The 17,823-nt window shown below is 69.6% G+C and carries 14 protein-coding genes and 1 pseudogene; 7 read left to right on the forward strand and 8 right to left on the reverse strand.

What is annotated here, in order from left to right; translation table 11 throughout:
• Positions 1 to 65 precede the first annotated feature (65 nt).
• On the forward strand, positions 66 to 1,262 hold the full coding sequence (locus IEY60_RS09660; protein ID WP_189026242.1) for an exonuclease SbcCD subunit D: 1,197 nt from the start codon (positions 66 to 68) through the stop codon (positions 1,260 to 1,262).
• A gap of 40 nt (positions 1,263 to 1,302) precedes the next feature.
• A complete protein-coding gene (locus IEY60_RS35610) occupies positions 1,303 to 5,133 on the forward strand; it encodes an AAA family ATPase (RefSeq protein ID WP_229739676.1) in 3,831 nt (1,276 codons plus the stop codon).
• Positions 5,134 to 5,304: 171 nt separating this feature from the next.
• Here IEY60_RS35610 and IEY60_RS09675 read toward each other — a convergent pair.
• Positions 5,305 to 6,528: pseudogene (locus tag IEY60_RS09675) on the reverse strand (MFS transporter); the annotation flags it as partial.
• Between the two features lie 77 nt (positions 6,529 to 6,605).
• Here IEY60_RS09675 and IEY60_RS09680 point away from each other — a divergent pair.
• Complete coding sequence (locus IEY60_RS09680; protein WP_189026244.1) at positions 6,606 to 7,232, forward strand: TetR/AcrR family transcriptional regulator; 627 nt, start codon at positions 6,606 to 6,608, stop codon at positions 7,230 to 7,232.
• A gap of 9 nt (positions 7,233 to 7,241) precedes the next feature.
• Here the strand turns inward: IEY60_RS09680 and yczE are convergent, their stop codons facing one another.
• The 7 genes from yczE to IEY60_RS09715 all read right to left on the reverse strand — a co-directional run bounded on the left by yczE (position 7,242) and on the right by IEY60_RS09715 (position 14,021).
• The gene (gene yczE, locus IEY60_RS09685) at positions 7,242 to 7,862 is read right to left on the reverse strand and encodes a membrane protein YczE (protein ID WP_189026247.1); all 621 of its coding nucleotides are present in this window, start codon (positions 7,860 to 7,862) and stop codon (positions 7,242 to 7,244) included.
• 113 nt (positions 7,863 to 7,975) lie between these two features.
• Entirely contained in the window at positions 7,976 to 8,488 is a 513-nt protein-coding gene (locus IEY60_RS09690; RefSeq protein WP_189026249.1) for a methylated-DNA--[protein]-cysteine S-methyltransferase, read from the reverse strand.
• 24 nt (positions 8,489 to 8,512) lie between these two features.
• Complete coding sequence (locus IEY60_RS09695; RefSeq protein ID WP_189027448.1) at positions 8,513 to 9,964, reverse strand: DNA-3-methyladenine glycosylase 2 family protein; 1,452 nt, start codon at positions 9,962 to 9,964, stop codon at positions 8,513 to 8,515.
• A 155-nt stretch (positions 9,965 to 10,119) separates the two neighbouring features.
• A complete protein-coding gene (locus tag IEY60_RS09700) occupies positions 10,120 to 10,290 on the reverse strand; it encodes a YbdD/YjiX family protein (protein ID WP_189027450.1) in 171 nt (56 codons plus the stop codon).
• Positions 10,291 to 10,385: 95 nt separating this feature from the next.
• Complete coding sequence (locus tag IEY60_RS09705) at positions 10,386 to 12,638, reverse strand: carbon starvation CstA family protein (RefSeq protein WP_189026251.1); 2,253 nt, start codon at positions 12,636 to 12,638, stop codon at positions 10,386 to 10,388.
• 125 nt (positions 12,639 to 12,763) lie between these two features.
• Positions 12,764 to 13,174 carry a VOC family protein gene (locus tag IEY60_RS09710; protein WP_189026254.1) on the reverse strand — a complete coding sequence of 137 codons (411 nt, stop codon included), beginning with the start codon at positions 13,172 to 13,174 and terminating at the stop codon, positions 12,764 to 12,766.
• A 4-nt stretch (positions 13,175 to 13,178) separates the two neighbouring features.
• Entirely contained in the window at positions 13,179 to 14,021 is an 843-nt protein-coding gene (locus tag IEY60_RS09715; RefSeq protein ID WP_189026256.1) for an AraC family transcriptional regulator, read from the reverse strand.
• 228 nt (positions 14,022 to 14,249) lie between these two features.
• Between IEY60_RS09715 and IEY60_RS09720 the strand changes: the two genes are divergently transcribed.
• From IEY60_RS09720 to IEY60_RS09735, 4 genes are all read left to right on the forward strand, one after another.
• Positions 14,250 to 15,161, forward strand: coding sequence for a quinone oxidoreductase family protein (locus IEY60_RS09720; RefSeq protein WP_189026258.1), 912 nt, complete (start codon positions 14,250 to 14,252; stop codon positions 15,159 to 15,161).
• A gap of 80 nt (positions 15,162 to 15,241) precedes the next feature.
• Complete coding sequence (ychF, locus tag IEY60_RS09725) at positions 15,242 to 16,321, forward strand: redox-regulated ATPase YchF (protein WP_189026260.1); 1,080 nt, start codon at positions 15,242 to 15,244, stop codon at positions 16,319 to 16,321.
• Between the two features lie 158 nt (positions 16,322 to 16,479).
• On the forward strand, positions 16,480 to 16,845 hold the full coding sequence (locus IEY60_RS09730) for a BlaI/MecI/CopY family transcriptional regulator (protein ID WP_189026262.1): 366 nt from the start codon (positions 16,480 to 16,482) through the stop codon (positions 16,843 to 16,845).
• The gene (locus IEY60_RS09735) at positions 16,842 to 17,792 is read left to right on the forward strand and encodes a M56 family metallopeptidase (RefSeq protein WP_189026264.1); all 951 of its coding nucleotides are present in this window, start codon (positions 16,842 to 16,844) and stop codon (positions 17,790 to 17,792) included. Before IEY60_RS09730 ends, IEY60_RS09735 begins: the two co-directional genes overlap by 4 nt.
• Positions 17,793 to 17,823 lie beyond the last annotated feature (31 nt).

Raw genomic sequence — 17,823 nt, forward strand, 5'->3', positions numbered from 1 at the left:
GAGGAATTACACGTGTGTAGTGCGTCGATTGAATTCTGTCGGGGGTGTGGCCTAAGTTTCGCGGCATGCGCATCCTGCACACCTCCGACTGGCACATCGGGCGCACCTTCCACGGTGTCGACCTGCTGGCCGACCAGGCGCGGGTGCTGGCATCGATCGCGGAACTGGTCGCGACCGAATCCGTCGACGTGGTCGTGGTGCCGGGCGATGTCTACGACCGGTCCATTCCGAATGCCGATGCCATCGCGGTCTGCAACGGCGGCTTCGAGGCGATCAGGGCCGCGGGCGCGCTGATCGTCGCGACCTCGGGCAACCACGATTCCCCCGCCCGGCTCGGTGCGGGCGCCAGCTTCGCGGCGGCGGGCGGGCTGCATCTGTGCACCCGGGTGTCCGACGCCGACCGGCCGGTCCTGCTCGCCGACGCGCACGGCGAGGTGGCCTTCTACGGCATCCCGTACCTGGAGCCGGAGATCACCCGCGCCGAACTGGGTGTGCCGCAGGCGCGGTCGCACGCGGAGATCCTGGATGCGGCGATGGGGCGTATCCGCGCCGAACTCGCGGGCAGGCCTGGCACGCGCACGGTGGTGCTCGCGCACGCGTTCGTCGTCGGTGGGGAGGCGACGGGGTCGGAGCGGTCGATCTCGGTGGGCGGGGTCGAGACGGTGTCGATGTCGGCCTTCGACGGGATCGACTATGTGGCGCTGGGGCACCTGCATTCGCCGCAGACCCTCTCGGAATCGGTGCGCTACAGCGGTTCTCCGCTGCCGTACTCGTTCGCCGAGAATTCCCACCGCAAGGCGGTCTGGATCGTCGACCTCGACGCGGACGGTCTGGCCGCGGTGCACCGCCACGATCTACCGCTGGTGCGCGGGCTCAGCAGGCTCACCGGCACGCTCGACGAACTGCTCACCGACGCCGGATTCGCCGACGCCGAACAGCATTACGTCTCGGCCACCCTCACCGACAGCGCCAGGCCGGTCGACCCCATGCGTAAGCTGCGCGAGCGGTTCCCGCACGCGGTGCACGTGGAATGGGCTCGCCCCGAGGGCAATCCGGAGTTGCACTATCGCGAGCGGGTGCACGGCCGCCGCGATGTCGAGGTGGCGGCGAGTTTCCTGACCGACGTGCGTGGCGAGCCGAGCGAGGGGGAGATGGTGTGGGTGGAGCGAGCCTTGGCTGCCGCGGTGCGCGAAACCGACTCGGGGCGTGTCGAATCGGAACGAGAGATCGACGGCGCGGCTGCCATGGAAGTATCCGCGTGAGCATCGAGACCATGTCCGGCGCGGTAGCCGGTGGTGCGGCATGAGACTGCATCGACTCGAGATGGTCGCCTTCGGTCCGTTCGCCGACAGCACCGTCGTCGACTTCGACGCGCTCGGCGCCGACGGACTGTTCCTGCTGCACGGGCACACCGGCGCGGGCAAGACCACCGTGCTCGACGCGATCGCGTTCGCGCTGTACGGCCGCGTGCCCGGCGCGCGGGGCGAGGGCAAGCGACTGCACTCCGATCACGCCGACCCGCAGACACCGCCGTGCGTCACCCTGGAAGCCACCCTGGGCGGCAGGCGTCTTCGCCTCACCCGGAGCCCGGCTTTCGAACGGCCGAGCCGGGATGGCACCAAGACCAGGGAGATCCAGGCCAAGGGCACTCTGGAATGGCTCGACGGCTCGGGCGAGAACCTGTCCAGGCTCACCGATATCGGTGACGAGGTGCTGCGCCTGCTCGGGATGAGCGCCGACCAGTTCTTCCAGGTCGTCCTCCTCCCGCAGGGCGAATTCGCCCGATTCCTGCGCGCCGAGAACGAGGACCGCGAGAAGCTGCTCGAAAAGCTCTTCGACACCCAGCGATTCGGCACCGCCGAACAGTGGCTCGCTGATCGCCGTCGCGCGGCCGCGGCGGACCTCGACACCCGTAAGCAGGGCATCGACCGGCTCATCACCAAGGTCGGCATGGCCGCCGGCTACAGCGGTTCGGAGTCGGTCGGCGTCCTGGACGCGGTCCGTTGGTCGCAAGATCTGCTGGCGACGGCCCGCACCGAGCTGGCCGAGGCCAACACGAATACCGAACTGCGCCACAAGGAATCGGCCGAAGCGCGCACCGAGGCCGAGGAGCAGCGGCGTATCGCCGGGCTGCACGCCCGGATGGCAGCAGCCCGCGCCGAACTGGCGACCTACACGGCGGATGCGCCGCGCCGCGCCGAGCTGGAACGTGAACTCGAACAAGCCCGCCGGGCCGAGCCGGTCGTTCACGCCATCGACGAGGCTCGTTCGGCGGTCCGCGCACTGCGTCGTGCCGAGTCGTCGACCCGAACCGTCGCCGGTGAGTTGGCCGTCCAGCTGGGGGCCGAGGCAGCTGCCGACATCGCGGGGATCGACCTGCTGACGGTTGTTCTCGACGAGCAGACCGATGCCGCTGTGAGCCGTGATGTCTCGGCTGACGCGTCGGACGGACGGCCCGCGCAATCAGGTCCTGGCGCCAGGCGGCCCAGCCGATCGGTCGCCCCGGGCGGCTCAACCGACGCGGACGATGCGCAGTCTGCACGCCGATCGGTGCCGGGTGCCGGGAAGTTCGCCACGTCATCCGAGGCGGAGGTCATACCGCACTCTCGGCCGGGAGCCAGGTGGTCTGTCGACCCCCTCCGTGTGCGGGACGTCGAGGGTGACCTCGATGGCGCGGTCAGCCAGTGGAATGGCCTGCTCGGTGTGCTCGGTGAGGTGCGGGCCGATGCGGAGACCGCGCATCAGCTCACCGCCGACCTCGCCGCGCACGAGGCCGAAGCGGCTCGCCTGACCGAGCGGGCGACGGCGCTGGCCCAGCGCCGCGTCGAGTTGCCCGCGGTGATCGCCGGGGCGGGGGAGCAGTTGCGGGAGGCGACCGATGCGGCCGCCGCACTGCCCGGACTGCGCACCGAACTCGGCAAGTGGCAGGAATCGGCGGCCGCTGCCGTCGAATTGGCCAAGCAGCGAACGGCTTTGGATCGGGCGCAGGCCGAGTTCGATACCGCGCGGCGAAACCACCTCGACGCCAGGGAGCGCGTACTCGACCTGCGCACGCGCCGGTTGGCCGGTATGGCCGCCGAGCTCGCGGGCGCGCTGACCATCGGCGCACCCTGTGCGGTGTGCGGGTCTGCCGAGCACCCCGACCCCGCACGGCCCACCGACGACGCGGTGTCCAAGGACGCCGAGGACGCCGCCACCGCTGCCGAGCAGGCGGCCGAAGCGGCTCGCGACCGGATCGCCGAGCGCATCGGTGTCATCGAACGCGAGATCGAGGCACTGATCGCACGCGGTGGCGATGCCGACCCGGTCACCCTGGCCGATGCCGTCCGCACCGCCACCCACCGCTTCGACGACGCCGCCGACACGGCCGACCGCGTCGCCGCGCTCACCACCCGCCTCGACACCCTGCGCGCCGAGGAAACCGCCCTGCACGAGCAGTCCCGCGACCTCGACACCCGCCTCGGCACGGTCACCGCGACCATCGCCGCCACCCGCACCCGGCTCGACGAACTCACCCTCCGCCTGCGCGCCGCCGCGGGCGCCGACGACTCGGTCGACGCCCGCACCACCCGCCTCGAATCCCTGATCACCGCCGCCACCGCCCTGCGCACCGCCCGTCTCGAGGAGTCCACCGCCCGCGACGCCGTCCGACAGATCGCCACCCGAGTCGAAAACCTGGCCCGCGCAGCCGGTTTCGTCCCCGTAGGATTCGAGGAGGCTGGCCCTTCGGCGAACGCCCAAGCCGCGCCCCCCGCTGCGAAAGCGGATGCTTCCGTGGCCGACAACGGCACCGGAACACCGGCCGCTTCGGCGACCGATGGAGGTGCCAGTTCGGGGAATGGATCGCCAGCCGACGCCAGGACGGTGGCTACTTCCGCCGCCGACGGCGCTGCCGGGTCAGTGCATGGTTCGGTGGCCGGGCCCAGTGGGGCGGGTACTGCGGCGGCCGAAAGGGGTCCAGAGGCGGCGGATGCGTCCGAGACAGACCGTGCTGTCGGGCCAGGGAGTAGTTCGGCGGTCGATAGTGGCGTCACGGCATCGGACGCTTCGGAAACTGACGGCGGTGTCGGAGTGCAGGCCGCTTCCTTCGACGGCGATTCGACCGATGGCCGAGGTGAAGCACCATCGCGTCCCGGACGCGGTGCACGTCCGGTGCGTGTCGAGCCCGATATGCCCACTCTGTTCGACCTTTTCGACGACGACCTGGTCGACGACGAGCCGGAACCGGAGGCCGAACCCGCGCCGCCGCGCGACGACGTCGCCCTGCTCACGGCCTACGCCCAGGTCGTCACCGCGGTCGCCCGCACCGCACAGCAACAGTCGGCCATCGAGACCGAACTCACTGCCGCCGACCGGGCCCGCGCCCATGCCGACGCGGTGCTGGCCGAACCGCAGATCCAGGCCGTCGCCGAGCAGGTCCCCGGCGATCTGACCGCGCTGGAACAGCGCTTCGCCGAAGCCCAGCACGCACTCACGGCGGCGGTCGCCACGCAGTCGGCGGCGGCGGAGCGGGTCGCGCAGCTGGAACAGCTCGGTACCCAGCTGTGGGGTGAGGTCGAGCGGATCGCGCCCAGACAGCAGGAATTCGACGAACTGGCCACGCTGGCCGAGGTGGTCGCGGGGCGTGGTGAGAACAATCGACGGATGTCGTTGCGCTCCTACGTGCTTGCCGCTCGTCTCGAGGAAGTCGCGGTGGCGGGATCGCTGCGGCTGCGCCGGATGTCCGGCGGCCGTTACGAATTCGTCCACTCCGACAAGGCGGGGCCGCGCGGCAAACGCGGTGGGCTCGGCCTAGACGTCCGCGACGACTACACCGGCGCCATCCGCTCCGCGAAGACCCTCTCCGGCGGCGAAACCTTCATGGCCTCACTGGCTCTCGCCCTGGGTCTGGCTGATGTGGTCGCCGCCGAATCGGGTGGTCTCGTCCTGGATACGCTGTTCATCGACGAGGGGTTCGGCAGTCTGGACGCCGACACCCTCGACGCGGTGATGGGCGTCCTCGACGAGCTACGCGCGGGTGGTCGCGTCGTCGGCGTCGTCAGTCACGTCGACGAGATGCGCCAGCGCATCCCCAGCAGGCTCCACGTCGTCCGTGGTCGTTCCGGTTCCCGGCTGGAGGCCACCGTCGCCTGAACCGGTGTCCCGCAGCATCGCGACGGCGAGCACCGAGCCGGCCGCCGCCAGCGCGGCCGCGGCGAGGAACGCCATGGCCAGCCCCGTTCGGTAGGCGATGCCGGGTCCGGCCGCCGACGACTCGGTCACCTTCTGTGCCAGCAGCAACAGCGCCGTGACACCGATCCCGGACCCGATCCGGCCCGCCGTGTTCACGATCCCGGCCGCGGTGCCCGCCTCCTTCTGCCCGACCGCGGTGACGGCGGGCTGGGTGACCCCGACGAACGCCGCGGGCAGTCCGATGCCGAGCAGAAGCGCGCCGGGCAGCACATCGACGACGTAGCTCGCCTGCTCGGGCATCCGGGCGAACAACAGCATCGCCAGAGCCTGCAGCCCGAGCCCCGCCGCCAGCACCCACCGTGCCCCGAACCGGTCGAGCATCGCCGGCAGGACGGTGCGCGACACGATGATGTTGACCACCGCGACCGGCAGCACCGCGAGCCCGGACAGCGTGGGGCTGTAGTGCTGCGTGTGCTGCAGGTAGAGCGCGAGCAGCGCGAACACCGGCACATGCGCGGCCCCGACCAGGAAGTTGACCACCGCGGACCCGCTCACCTGCCGCACACCGAACATCGACAGCGGCATCAGCGGATGCGGGCTCCGCAGCTGGATCAGCACGAACACCACCAGCAGCGCGACGCCCGCGCCCAGCAAGGCGATCGGACGTACACCCTGATCGGGAGCGCCCAGCGCGCCGATCCCGTAGCCGATCAGCAGCAGCGACACGGTGCCGGTGACCGCGCCGGGCAGATCGAGCTGCCGTAGGGCCGCTCCCGCGCGCTGAGTGTCGCCGGGCAGCAGCCGGATTCCGGCGAGGGCGAGCACTCCGACGGGCACATTGATCAGGAAGATCGACGGCCAGCCGAAGACATCGGTGAGTGGTCCGCCGAGCGCGGTACCGAGGGCGGCGCCCGCCGCGCCCATCGCACTCCACGTCCCGAACGCGCGGTTGCGGGCGGCCGGTGTGGTGAAAACCGCGGTGAGCAGCGCGAGCTGGGCCGGAATGAGCAGCGCGGCGCCGACGCCCTGCGCGGCGCGGGCGCCGATGAGCACCGCCGCCGACGGTGCCAGCCCGGCCAGACCCGAGGCCAGCGTGAACACACCGAGCCCGAGCGCGAACATGCGCCGTGCGCCGATGAGGTCGGTGGTGCGGCCGCCGAGCAGCAGGCAGCCGCCGAAGGCGAGCAGATAGGCGTTGGTCACCCAGCCGAGCCCGGACTCGGTCAGACCGAGATCGGCGCCGATGGTCGGCAACGCCACATTGAGCACCGTCGTGTCGAGGAAGACGACGAGTTCGACGGCGGTGATGAGCAGCAGGATCAACCGCTCGCGCGGTGACGGAAGGGAACCTGACATGTCCGAACCTCTCACTAGAGCATTACTCTAGCGAGAGTGTCACTGGAGTTAAGCTCTAGTCAAGTAGGATCGAAGACATGACGGAACGCACCGCCGGGGTTCGTGCGGCCAAGACCATCGCCAACCGGGCCAGGATGCTCAGCGCGGCCAAGGAGTTGTTCATCGACCGCGGGTACGCGGCCACCACGATGAAAGCCATTGCCGAGCGGGCGGGCATGGCGGTGCAGACGCTGTATTTCACCTTCGCGAACAAGCGCGCGATTCTGCTCGAGTTGCTCGACACCGAGATCGCGGGCGACGCCGAACCGATCGCGACGATGGACCGCCCGTGGTTCGCCGAGGCGGTCGCCGCGCCGCCCGCCGAGCAGATCCGGTTGCAGGTGGCCGCGGCGGCGCGGATCCACGCCAGGGTCGCGGCCATGCTCGAGGTGGTGCGCTCCGCCGCCGCCACCGATCCGGAACTGGCCGAGATCTGGCAGACCAATCTTGCCCAGCGGCTGACCGTACAGCAGCGGCTCGTGACGGAGCTTGCGGCAAAAACTGAACTGCGAGAAGGTATTTCGGTGGATCGTGGTGCCGATATCGCACTCGCGCTCACCGCGCCGGAGACCTACCGGCTACTCGTCGGCGAGCGCGGATGGTCGGCTCAGGAGTGGCAGGAATGGGTCACCGGCGCACTGACCGATCAGCTCCTCGGCCGATAGCGGCCGAGGTCACGCGGCGACCGGCTGTGGTTGCGGCTTCGGGGCGAACCCGGGCAACCACCCGTCGACATACGGAATCATCAGCTGGATCAGCGGCCCGATGCCGAAGGCGTAGACCAAGGTGCCGATTCCCACGCTGCCGCCGAGCAGCCAGCCGGTGATCAGCACCGTGGCCTCGATGCCGGTGCGGACGGACCAGACCGGCCAGCCGGTGCGGGCGACCAGTCCAGTCATCAGTCCATCGCGGGGCCCTGGACCCATACCCGCCCCGATGTAGAGGACGGTCGCGGCGGCATTCACGATCACCGCGACGACCATCGCCAGCACCCGGACCCACAGGGCCTCGGCCGCCGGGATCAACCACAGGCCGGCGTCGACCGCGATCGCGATGACGACCACATTGCTGACCGTGCCGAGCCCCGGCCGCTGCCGCAACGGAATCCACGCGAGCAGCACGGCGAGGCCGGTCACCGCCGTCACCGCGCCGAAACTCAGCGGCACGTGCGCGGCGACGCCCTGATGGAAGACGTCCCACGGATCGAGCCCGAGCCCGGCCCGGATCATCACCGCCATCGACGTCCCGTACAACCACAGACCGGTGTAGAGCGCGATCAGGCGACGAGTGAGCATGCGTTCCAGCATCCGGTCCCACTGGACCTCACAAAAGAGCCAATCACCAGATACTGGCCTGATCGACGACGGCGATTCGGCAATCCAGCCGGCGGGACACCAGCAACTACTGCTCAACTCTCGTGCGCGAGCAACCACCGCTTCGCCTCGAGCCCCCACCGGAACCCACCCAGCTGACCGCCGATCCGCAACACCCGATGACACGGCACGAACAACGCCGCCGCATTACGCGCGCACGCGTTCGCGGCAGCCCGGGTCGCGGCAGGCCGACCGGACAGCCCGGCGAACTCGGTATAGGTGACCGGCTCTCCCGCAGGCACCTTGCGCAGGATTTCCCAAGCGTGGGTGAGGAATTCACCCGAGTGCTGACGCACCGGGATCGAGTCGATCGCGGTCAGATCGCCCGCGTGATAGTCGATCACCGCCTGGGTGACCTCGCCGAGGGAGTCCCGCAGCCGCAGTTCGGTGGGACGCAACGAGGAATGGACGACGCGAGCCAGCTCGGTCGGATCGCCGGTCCAGCCCGAGGCGAGCACCGCGCCGTCGGTGTCGACGACGGCCGTGAACGGTCCGATCGGCGTGGGCACCGTCGCGACGTCGGCGAGGCGAGTGATGGTGGCAGTCATGGTTTTTCGCTTCCAGTCGAAGGTTCACACGTGGACGAGCACGGCGCCGCGATGCGCGAGCGCCCGCTTCCACAGATGCATGGACAGGTAGGAACGCCACGGCGCCCACCTGGTGGTGTTGTCGAGTTCGATGCCGGTCAGCGTCGCGCCCTGGCGGACCACCAGGTCGGTGCCGAGCAGGATGTCGGGATCGGCGAGCAGCCGCATGGTCACGTAGTCGGCGGTCCACGGCCCTACCCCGTCGAGCGCGAGCAGGTCGCGGCGCAGGTCGGCCGCGGTACGGCCGGTGTGCAGGGCCAGTTCTCCGTCGGCGATCGCCCGCGCGGCCGCGACGACGGCGGCGATGCGTCGCGCCGGTCCGGTGAGCACCTCGGCGCCGCGCTCCGCGATCACCGACGGCGTCGGGAACAGCTGGGGCACCGCCCCGTCGATCCGCTCGCCGAGTGCCGCCACCAACCGCGCCGTGTGGGTGGCCGCCGCCTGCACCGAGATCTGCTGGCCGATCATGGTGCGCAGCAACAACTCCGGACCGTCGAGGCAGCCGGGAACGCGAATGCCCGGCGTGAACCCGGCCGGGTCAGGATCGCCGATTCCCAGCGCGTCGTCGATGCCTTGCGGATCGGCGTCCAGATCCAGCAGATGCCGCACCCGCGCCACCGTCGGCGCGAGATCACGCATGTCGCGCAGCGCCAGCTCGGCCCGCACATGTCCCGGCTGGAACGACAGCCGGATCGTCGCGTGCCCGTGCGGCGTGCGCAGGCTGCGCGTGTAGACGCCGTCTTCCCAGATCTCCATGCCCGGCACGGTGTGCGCCGAGAGGAACCAGGCCAGCCAGCCGGTGTCGAGTGGCTCCCGGTACGGCAGCCGCAAGGTCAGCAGGCCGGGCGTGGCCGGGGCGACGACATCCGAGCGCGGGGAACGTCGTGATTCGGTCCGCATGGTCGTCGGGCTCACCGCGAAGACCTCGCGGACGGTGTCGTTGAACTGGCGGATACTCGCGAACCCGGCCGCGAAGGCGATGTCGGACATCGGCATCTCGGTGGTCTGGATGAGCAGCCGCGCGGTGTGCGCGCGATGCGCCCTGGCCAGCGCGAGCGGGCCCGCGCCGAGTTCGGTGGTGAGCACCCGGGTGAGCTGACGCTGCGAATAGCCCAACGTCGCGGCCAGCGCCGGAACGCCACCGCGCTCGATCACCCCGTCCCCGATCAACCGCATGGCCCGCGCGGCCAGATCGGCCCGCACATTCCACAGCGGCGACCCGGGCGCGGCGTCCGGCAGGCACCGGCGGCAGGCGCGATACCCGGCCTGCTGCGCCGCCGCCGCGGTCGGTAAGAACGAGACGTTGGCGCGTTTGGGCGTGATCGCCGGGCACGAGGGCCTGCAGTAGATACCGGTCGTGCGCACCGCTGTGAAGAACTGCCCGTCGAAGCGGGAGTCCCGGGTCGACACCGCTCGGTAGCAGCGCTCGAAGTCCATCGCCGTGATCGTCACGGGTACCACAATGCCCGCATCCCGATCGGGGTGCTAGCGGAAATCGGCCACTTATCCCCGAGGCTCCGCGACGGAATTTCGTCGCCGATGAGGTCGCCCGGTCGGCATTGCGGCGTGCACCACCGACACGTCGGCGACTCTCAGCAGCAGCGGGTCGTCGGGTTTCGCTCGGCCTCGTCGTAGCGGTCGCGCCAGTACTGGCGCTCACTCGGCACCGGGCAGCCGGGGTGAGTGCGGCGCAGATGGTCGACGTAGCGCTGGTAGTCCTGCCCGCCGTTGATCGCGCTGTACCACCGGGCGACCCCGCGCACGCCCGCCCACAGCCGCGACAACAGTGCCCGCGTCGTGGCCGCAGGGGAGTGGACAGCCGATCCGACGAACCGGCCGTCCATCTCCCGCGACGCACTCACGACACGTGCGCCGATCCGGGCGCGGTCACCTTGCCCTCGGCGATCAGCACATCCCACTCCTTCTGCACGTCCTTCTCCGCGGCGGTGGCGACAAAACCGCTGGGCGCGAAGATCTTCGACGGCTGCTCCTCGGTCTCGGAGCTCGACACCGTGCCCGAACGGATCGCCCGCGCGCACACGATCGCGCCGACCACGGTGACGATCAGCACCAGCACCGCGAACACGATCGAGAGCGTGCCCTGGATGAAGGTGTTGCGGATCGCGATGTCGACCTGCTCGGGTGTCTTCGCCGTCAGACAGCCCTTTCCCGCATCCTTGGCGGCCTGGCACAGGCTGTGCTGCTTCCAGTAGCCGAGCTTGGGATCGTCGGAGAAGATCTTCTGCCACGACGCGGTCATCGTGACAAGCAGATCCCACGCCAGCGGAACACCCGGAATCCACGCCCACTTCCACTGCCCGCGCTTGACGATGATCGTCAGCACGACGGTCAGCGCGATCGCGGCGAGCAGCTGGTTGGCGATACCGAACAGCGGGTAGAGCGCGTTGATGCCGCCGAACGGATCGTTGACGCCCATCAGCAGCACGCCGCCCCAGCCGGCGACGACCAGCAGCGAGCACACCCACGCGCCGACCCGCCAGGACGGATCACGGAACTTCTTGAACCCGCCGCCGAAGTTGCCCAGCGCGTCCGAGACCAGGAACCGCGCGACACGGGTGCCCGCGTCGATCGTGGTGAGGATGAACAGCGCCTCGAACATGATCGCGAAGTGGTACCAGAACGCCTTCATCGACTCGCCGCCGAGGAACTTGTGGAAGACCTCGGAGATGCCGACCGCCAGGGTCGGCGCGCCACCGGTGCGCGAGATGATCGAGTTCTCACCCACATCGGAGGCCGCGTCGGCGAACAGCTCCGGCGTCGCGGGCGGGCCGGACAGGCCGAGCGTATTGGTATAGGCCGCAGCCTTTTCCGGGGTGCCGCCGGTGAGACCGAGCGGCGCGTTCATGCCGAAGTACAGGTGCTGATCGATGATCGAGGCCGTGATGATCGCCATCACCGCGACGAACGACTCCATCAGCATGCCGCCGTAGCCGATCATCCTGGCATTGGATTCCTTGGCCAGCAGCTTGGGCGTCGTCCCCGAGGACACCAGCGCGTGGAAGCCCGACAGCGCACCACAGGCGATGGTGATGAACAGGAACGGGAACAGGCTGCCCGCGAACGCGGGACCCGTTCCGGTGTGCGCGAATTCGGAGACCGCGGGCGCCTTCAGCACCGGCATGGTGATCAGGATGCCCGCCGCCAGCAGCACGATGGTGCCGACCTTCATGAATGTCGACAGGTAGTCGCGCGGGGCGAGCAGCAGCCACACCGGCAGCACCGAGGCGAAGAAGCCGTAGGCGATCAGGCACCAGGCGATGGTGGTGCGCGAGAGGGTGAACCAGTCTGCGCCCCACTCGGTTTCGGACACCCAGCCGCCGCCGACGATCGCCGCCAGCAGCAGCACGATGCCGATCGCGGAGACCTCGCCGACCTTGCCGGGGCGCAGGAACCGCAGGTAGACGCCCATGAACAGGGCGATCGGGATGGTCATGGCGATGGAGAACACGCCCCACGGGCTCTCGCCGAGGGCGTTGACGACGACCAGCGCGAGCACCGCGAGCAGGATCGTCATGATGGCCAGGATCGCCACGATCGCGGCGACACCGCCGACCGCGCCCAGCTCGTCGCGGGCCATCTGCCCGAGGCTGCGGCCGCGCCTGCGCGTGGATGCCCACAGCACCAGGTAGTCCTGCACCGCGCCGGCGAACACGACGCCGACCACGATCCAGATCGTGCCGGGCAGGTAACCCATCTGCGCGGCGAGCACCGGGCCGACCAGCGGCCCGGCGCCCGCGATGGCGGCGAAGTGGTGACCGTAGAGCACCCGCCGGTCCATCGGCATGAAATCTTTGCCGTTGTCGTAGATCTCGGCAGGCGTGGCGACGTCGTCGCGCGGCTTGGTGATCTTCCATTCGATGAACCGCGCGTAGAACCGGTACGCGATGATGTAGGTACAGACCGCCGCGATGACGATCCACACCGCGTTGACCGACTCACCGCGCACGAACGCGAGGATCGCCCACGCGATGGCGCCGAGCACGGCGATCCCCGCGAACACGGCCTTCTTGGCGGGCGTGATCGGCGTGCGATCGACGACACCGACCGGAGGCAAGTCCGGGTCGGTCCGCAGATATTCGATGGTCGCCATCAGTCAACTCTCCTGGTATAACGCGCAGAGCCTTGGGGTGAAACATCGACAACGTAGCCGATCGGCCCAGCGCGCCGGACAGGATCACACACGTCCGCGGCCATTATGAAATTTTGTTCAGGCGCTCATTCGCCGCGGTAGGTGCCGAAGCTCCAGAGGTTGCCTTCGGGGTCGGCGGCGCTGAAACCGCGGGAGCCGTAGTCCTCGTCGCGCAGGCCGCGAATGACGCGGGCGCCCGCCGCGACCGCGCGATCGTGCAGGGCATCGGGTTCGTCGGTGACCAGGTAGAGCGAGGCGACGCCGGCCGGTCGGGTGCCGAAGGGACTGTCGTCGCGGCCGGTGGAGCCGAACATGATGCCCCCGCCCGCGGGCCAGCGCAGTTCGCCGTGTTCGACGACCGAGGCGTCGTCCTCTCTGGCGTAGACCGCCGCGACTTCGAAACCGAAGGCGGTGGTGAGGAATTCGATCATGGCGCGAGCGTCGTCGAAGGCGAGGCAGGGCCACACGGTGGTCTGGGTATTGGTGGAAGTGTCCATGTCTTCAGCCTTCCGCCGCGGGGGCGTTCGGGTCTTGGACGGATGGAATCTCCTCGGCCAGCCAGGTCGTCGGTGCGCAGCCGGCGAGCTCGGCGAAGTCGCGGTTCAGGTGCGCCTGGTCGTAGTAGCCGCAGGCGGCGGCGACCTGGGCGATGGAGACATAGGACGGCGTGTTCGCGAGCATCCGGCGCGCCCGTTCGAAGCGGATGATCCGCGCCGCCAGTTTCGGGCTAGCGCCGAACTCGGCGGTGAACTTGCGGGTCAGGTGCTGGCGGCTCCAACCGATCCGCTCGGCCAGCGGGGTGATCTCGCAGGTGCCGCCGGTGCCGACCAGCGTGCGCCAGGCCCAGGTGAGTTCGGGGCCGGCGAGGGCTTCGGAGCGCGCGGCCGCGGTCAGCGCGCGATCGCAGGCGGCGAAGCGGCCGGGCCAATCCGGTTGCGACTGCACGGCATCGGCGAGTTGATCGCCCAACGGTCCACTGGCATCGGCACATTCGATCGACATGTCCCACAGTTCGCTCGCGGGCATCCCGAACAGGACCCGGCTGCCCAGCGGAGTCAGTTCGATCGCGACGCCTTCCTGGAAGCCGGTGTGCGCGATCATCGCCGGGGTAGCCTGCAACCCGCTCAGCACGCAGCGGTAGTTGCCGGGGGCCTGGTGCGGATCGGTCTGCTCGACGACGTCGATCGTGGGGCCGATGGCGACGATGAAGGTCATGTGCCGTGACGGCAGGCCCCGGTGCAGGCCGGGTTCGAATCCCGCGAGCCGGTAGCCGATATAGCGGTCGATGAATGCCGCCAATATCGGCGCGGGGGCCGCGGTCACCACCTCCGTGGTCGCCTCCATACGGTCACGCTACGCCGGAGACGGCCGCGGCGACCAGGGCTCGAGGACGGTCGTGACGGTGTGGCGTGACGCACGCGTCCCGGGTGCCCCTGCGGGGTAACCATTCTGTGAAGGTGCTCTCCGTGCCCAGCGCACGGCGGTGAGATTTAGCACTCACAGGTCCGTGAGCTGTGGTTACGCGCACTCGTCCGGTTACCGTTGCGCCTTCGCCCAATCTCAGGAGGTGTCATGCGGCGAGTTCGGTACGAGCGCAGCGGTGGTCCGGAGGTGCTGGAGGTCGTCGCGGCCGAGGTGCCGGTGGCCGGTCCCGGTGAACTACTGGTCAAGGTCGAGGCTGTCGGGGTCACCCTGTCGGCGATCCGGCGGATCAGTGGTCCGCAGGAGTTGCGGGCCGAGGTGGCCGGTGAGGTCGTCGCGGTCGGTGACGGGGTGGACGGATACGCGGAAGGTTACCGAGTCGTCGGCCTGTGCGCCGACGCCTACGCCGAGTACGTCGTGCTGCCCGCCGATCAGGCGTCCGCGATTCCCGACGGCGCCTCCGCGGTCGACGCGGTCGCGTTGATGCGCAGCGGTCTGGTCGCGCTCGGCGCGCTCGACACCGCCGCACCGCGCGAGGGCGAGACCGCCCTGATCACCGCTGCCGCCGGTGGCGTCGGCCACCTGGCCGTGCAGCTGGCCCGCGTCCGCGGTGCGGGCTGGGTCGTCGCCGCGGTGTCCGACGAGACCAAGGCCGATTTCGTGCGCGGCCTCGGCGCCGACGAGGTCGTCACCTACGACCGGCTGCAGGCCGCCAAGCAGGCCGACTTCGCCCTCGACGGCGTCGGCGGCACCGGTCTCGGTGCGGCGATCGGCGCGCTCGCCGAGGGCGGCCGGGTCGTCACCTACGGCACCGGCGGCGGACTCATCGACACCGAGGACCTGCTGGCAGGCGGCAAGACGCTGTCCGGTTTCCGCATCGGCCGCCTCGCCCAGCGCGACCCCGCCCGCTACGAGGACCTGCGCCAGGAGGTTTGGCAGTTCTACGCTTCCGGCCTGCTGCACCCGGTCGTGCACGCCGAGTTCTCGCTCGACGACGCCGCGGCCGCGCACGCGGTCATCGAGCAGCGCGTCAACCTGGGCAAGGTCGTCCTGGTTCCGTGATCACCGTCGGCCCGCCCTGCCTGTGCGGGGCGGGTTCCGGTGGTTCGGCGGCAGGCCGCACCGCGTAGACTCTGCTCCTCGTGAGCCTCACCCTCGGAATCGTCGGCCTGCCCAACGTCGGAAAGTCGACGCTGTTCAACGCGCTGACCAAGAACGACGTGCTGGCCGCGAACTACCCGTTCGCGACCATCGAGCCCAACGTCGGCGTGGTCCCGCTGCCGGACCCGCGCCTGAACAAGCTGGCCGAGATCTTCGGTTCCGAGAAGATCGTGCCCGCCGTCGTGTCGTTCGTCGACATCGCGGGCATCGTGAAGGGCGCCTCCGAGGGCGCGGGCCTGGGCAACAAGTTCCTGGCCAACATCCGTGAGGCCGACGCTATCTGCCAGGTGGTGCGCGTGTTCGCCGACGACGACGTGGTGCACGTCGACGGTCGCGTCGATCCCACCGCCGACATCGAGGTCATCGAGACCGAGCTCATCCTCGCCGACCTGCAGACCCTCGAGAAGGCCATCCCGCGCCTCGAGAAGGAAGCCAAGGTCAAGAAGGACCGCAAGCCCCTGCTCGACGCCGCCAAGACTGCCCAGGAATTCCTCGACGCGGGCACCACCCTCTTCGCGGCGGGCAAGAAGATCGACGCCGAACTGCTGCGCGAACTCTCGCTGCTCACCATCAAGCCGTTCCTCTACGTCTTCAACGCCGACGAGTCGATCCTCACCGACGAGGCCAAGGTCGCCGAACTCAAGGCCGCCGTCGCCCCCGCCGACGCCGTCTTCCTCGACGCCAAGGTCGAAGCCGAACTCCTGGAACTCGACGACGAGTCCGCTCTCGAACTCCTCGAGTCCATCGGCCAGACCGAACCCGGCCTGCACGCCCTGGCCCGCGCCGGTTTCCACACCCTCGGCCTGCAGACCTACCTCACCGCAGGCCCCAAGGAAGCCCGAGCCTGGACCATCCACCAGGGCGACACGGCCCCCAAGGCCGCAGGCGTCATCCACACCGACTTCGAACGCGGCTTCATCAAGGCCGAACTCGTCGCCTACAACGACCTGGTCGACGCCGGTTCCATGGCAGCAGCCAAGGCCGCGGGCAAGGTCCGCATGGAAGGCAAGGACTACGTCATGGCGGACGGCGACGTCGTCGAGTTCCGCTTCAACGTGTAGTCGCTCGCGAGACCAGTTGTCCGCGTGAACATCGCGGGCGGCACGGGCTCCGGCTCCTCGGTGATGTCGACCCGGAAAACTATGTCGCATAGTAGATTGGGCGTCCGGCATTTGGCGTGGTGACGTCGCCGGGAGGTGACATCCCGAATGGGGGAGCGATGAAGGGGCTCGGGGCGCTCGAGAGCCAGGTGATGGCTGTGCTGTGGGAGGAGCCGGACGCGTTGTCGGTGCACGATCTGGTCGATCGCCTGGACAACGGCGAGCGGACACCCGCGTACACCACGGTGCTGACGGTGGTGACGCACCTGTGGGAGAAGAACTGGGTCCGGCGGGAGAAGGTCGGTCGTTCCTACCGGTACCGGCCGACCCGGACTCGCGCCGAGGCGACCACTGATCTGCTGCGCGAGATCCTGGATGCCAGTCCGGATGCCCCCGCGGTGCTGTTGCACCTGGTGCGCACCGCCAGCGCGCGCGAGGTCGACGCGCTGCGCCGGGGGCTCTCCGACGATGCGCACGGCCCATGATCCTCATCACCGCGCTGCTGGCCGCGGGTGTCGCACTGGCGGTGCTCGCTCCAGCGGTACTGTCGCGAGCCGATTTCACCGCCGCCCCGGTGGTCGGGATGGCTGCCTGGCTCGGCGCGGTCGCCGCCACGGCCGGGTGTGGCGTGCTGGCGTTGATCGCGTTGGCGTGGCCGGGTGATCCACCGGGAAATGTGTTGGCGGGCAGGCTGGTCGAGAGCTTGGCCGCGGTCGAGCCGGTCGTCGTCACCTGGACGGCGGGGTTGATCATGCCGGTCGCGGTGATCGGCATGATCGTGCCGACCGGGCAGTTGGCGCGCATCGTCGTCGGACACCGTGGACGCGGGGCCGCGCTGCGCCGCAGGCACCGGGAACTGGTCGAGATCGTGGGCCGCGTCGATGCCGCGGGCGCGAGACTGGTGCGGCTCGACCATCCGGTTCCGCTGGCCTACAGCGTCGCCGGGCGCGGCGGCTATGTCGTGGTCACCGACGGGCTGGAGCGCTGTCTCACCGAGGCGCAGTGGCGCGCTGTCCTGGCTCACGAACACGCGCATCTGCGCTGGTTCCATCACCACATTCTCGGCGTCTGTCAAGTCCTCGCCCAGGCCTTTTCGTGGATTCCGCTGTTCGCCGCGGCGCCGGCCGCGGTGACCACCCTGGTCGAATTCGCCGCCGACCGCGCGGCCGCGGCCTCGACCGACCCGCAGGCTCTCCATTCCGCGCTGCACACCGTCGCCGCGCACGAGTCGGCCATGCCGACGGCTCGGCTGAGGTTGATCGACGAGTCGCTGCCGATGCGTCTGGAATGTCTGGCGGCGGCGCCGGAATCCCGTTCGGCCGCACGCCGCACGGCGACCACGATGCTTGTCGTGACGATGTTGCTCGCGCCTGCCGCGGCGGTCGTCGCGGTCGGGCTGAGCGCGGCGATGGTGTGCTTCATCACGGTCTGAGAACCGGCCACGAAAAACTATGCTCCATAGT

It is taken from the genome of Nocardia rhizosphaerihabitans (genome assembly GCF_014646295.1).
In the GTDB taxonomy this organism is placed as follows: domain Bacteria; phylum Actinomycetota; class Actinomycetes; order Mycobacteriales; family Mycobacteriaceae; genus Nocardia; species Nocardia rhizosphaerihabitans.

What these genes read in the sequence shown, in the direction of transcription:
- IEY60_RS09720 (WP_189026258.1), top strand. Translation starts at nt 14,250, where the DNA reads ATGCGGCGAGTTCGGTACGAGCGCAGCGGTGGTCCGGAGGTGCTGGAG.
- IEY60_RS09710 (WP_189026254.1), bottom strand. Translation starts at nt 13,174, where the DNA reads ATGGACACTTCCACCAATACCCAGACCACCGTGTGGCCCTGCCTCGCC.
- IEY60_RS09690 (WP_189026249.1), bottom strand. Translation starts at nt 8,488, where the DNA reads ATGACTGCCACCATCACTCGCCTCGCCGACGTCGCGACGGTGCCCACG.
- IEY60_RS09705 (WP_189026251.1), bottom strand. Translation starts at nt 12,638, where the DNA reads ATGGCGACCATCGAATATCTGCGGACCGACCCGGACTTGCCTCCGGTC.
- IEY60_RS09735 (WP_189026264.1), top strand. Translation starts at nt 16,842, where the DNA reads ATGATCCTCATCACCGCGCTGCTGGCCGCGGGTGTCGCACTGGCGGTG.
- IEY60_RS09730 (WP_189026262.1), top strand. Translation starts at nt 16,480, where the DNA reads ATGAAGGGGCTCGGGGCGCTCGAGAGCCAGGTGATGGCTGTGCTGTGG.
- IEY60_RS09695 (WP_189027448.1), bottom strand. Translation starts at nt 9,964, where the DNA reads ATGGACTTCGAGCGCTGCTACCGAGCGGTGTCGACCCGGGACTCCCGC.
- IEY60_RS09715 (WP_189026256.1), bottom strand. Translation starts at nt 14,021, where the DNA reads ATGGAGGCGACCACGGAGGTGGTGACCGCGGCCCCCGCGCCGATATTG.
- IEY60_RS09680 (WP_189026244.1), top strand. Translation starts at nt 6,606, where the DNA reads ATGACGGAACGCACCGCCGGGGTTCGTGCGGCCAAGACCATCGCCAAC.
- yczE (WP_189026247.1), bottom strand. Translation starts at nt 7,862, where the DNA reads ATGCTCACTCGTCGCCTGATCGCGCTCTACACCGGTCTGTGGTTGTAC.
- IEY60_RS35610 (WP_229739676.1), top strand. Translation starts at nt 1,303, where the DNA reads ATGAGACTGCATCGACTCGAGATGGTCGCCTTCGGTCCGTTCGCCGAC.
- IEY60_RS09660 (WP_189026242.1), top strand. Translation starts at nt 66, where the DNA reads ATGCGCATCCTGCACACCTCCGACTGGCACATCGGGCGCACCTTCCAC.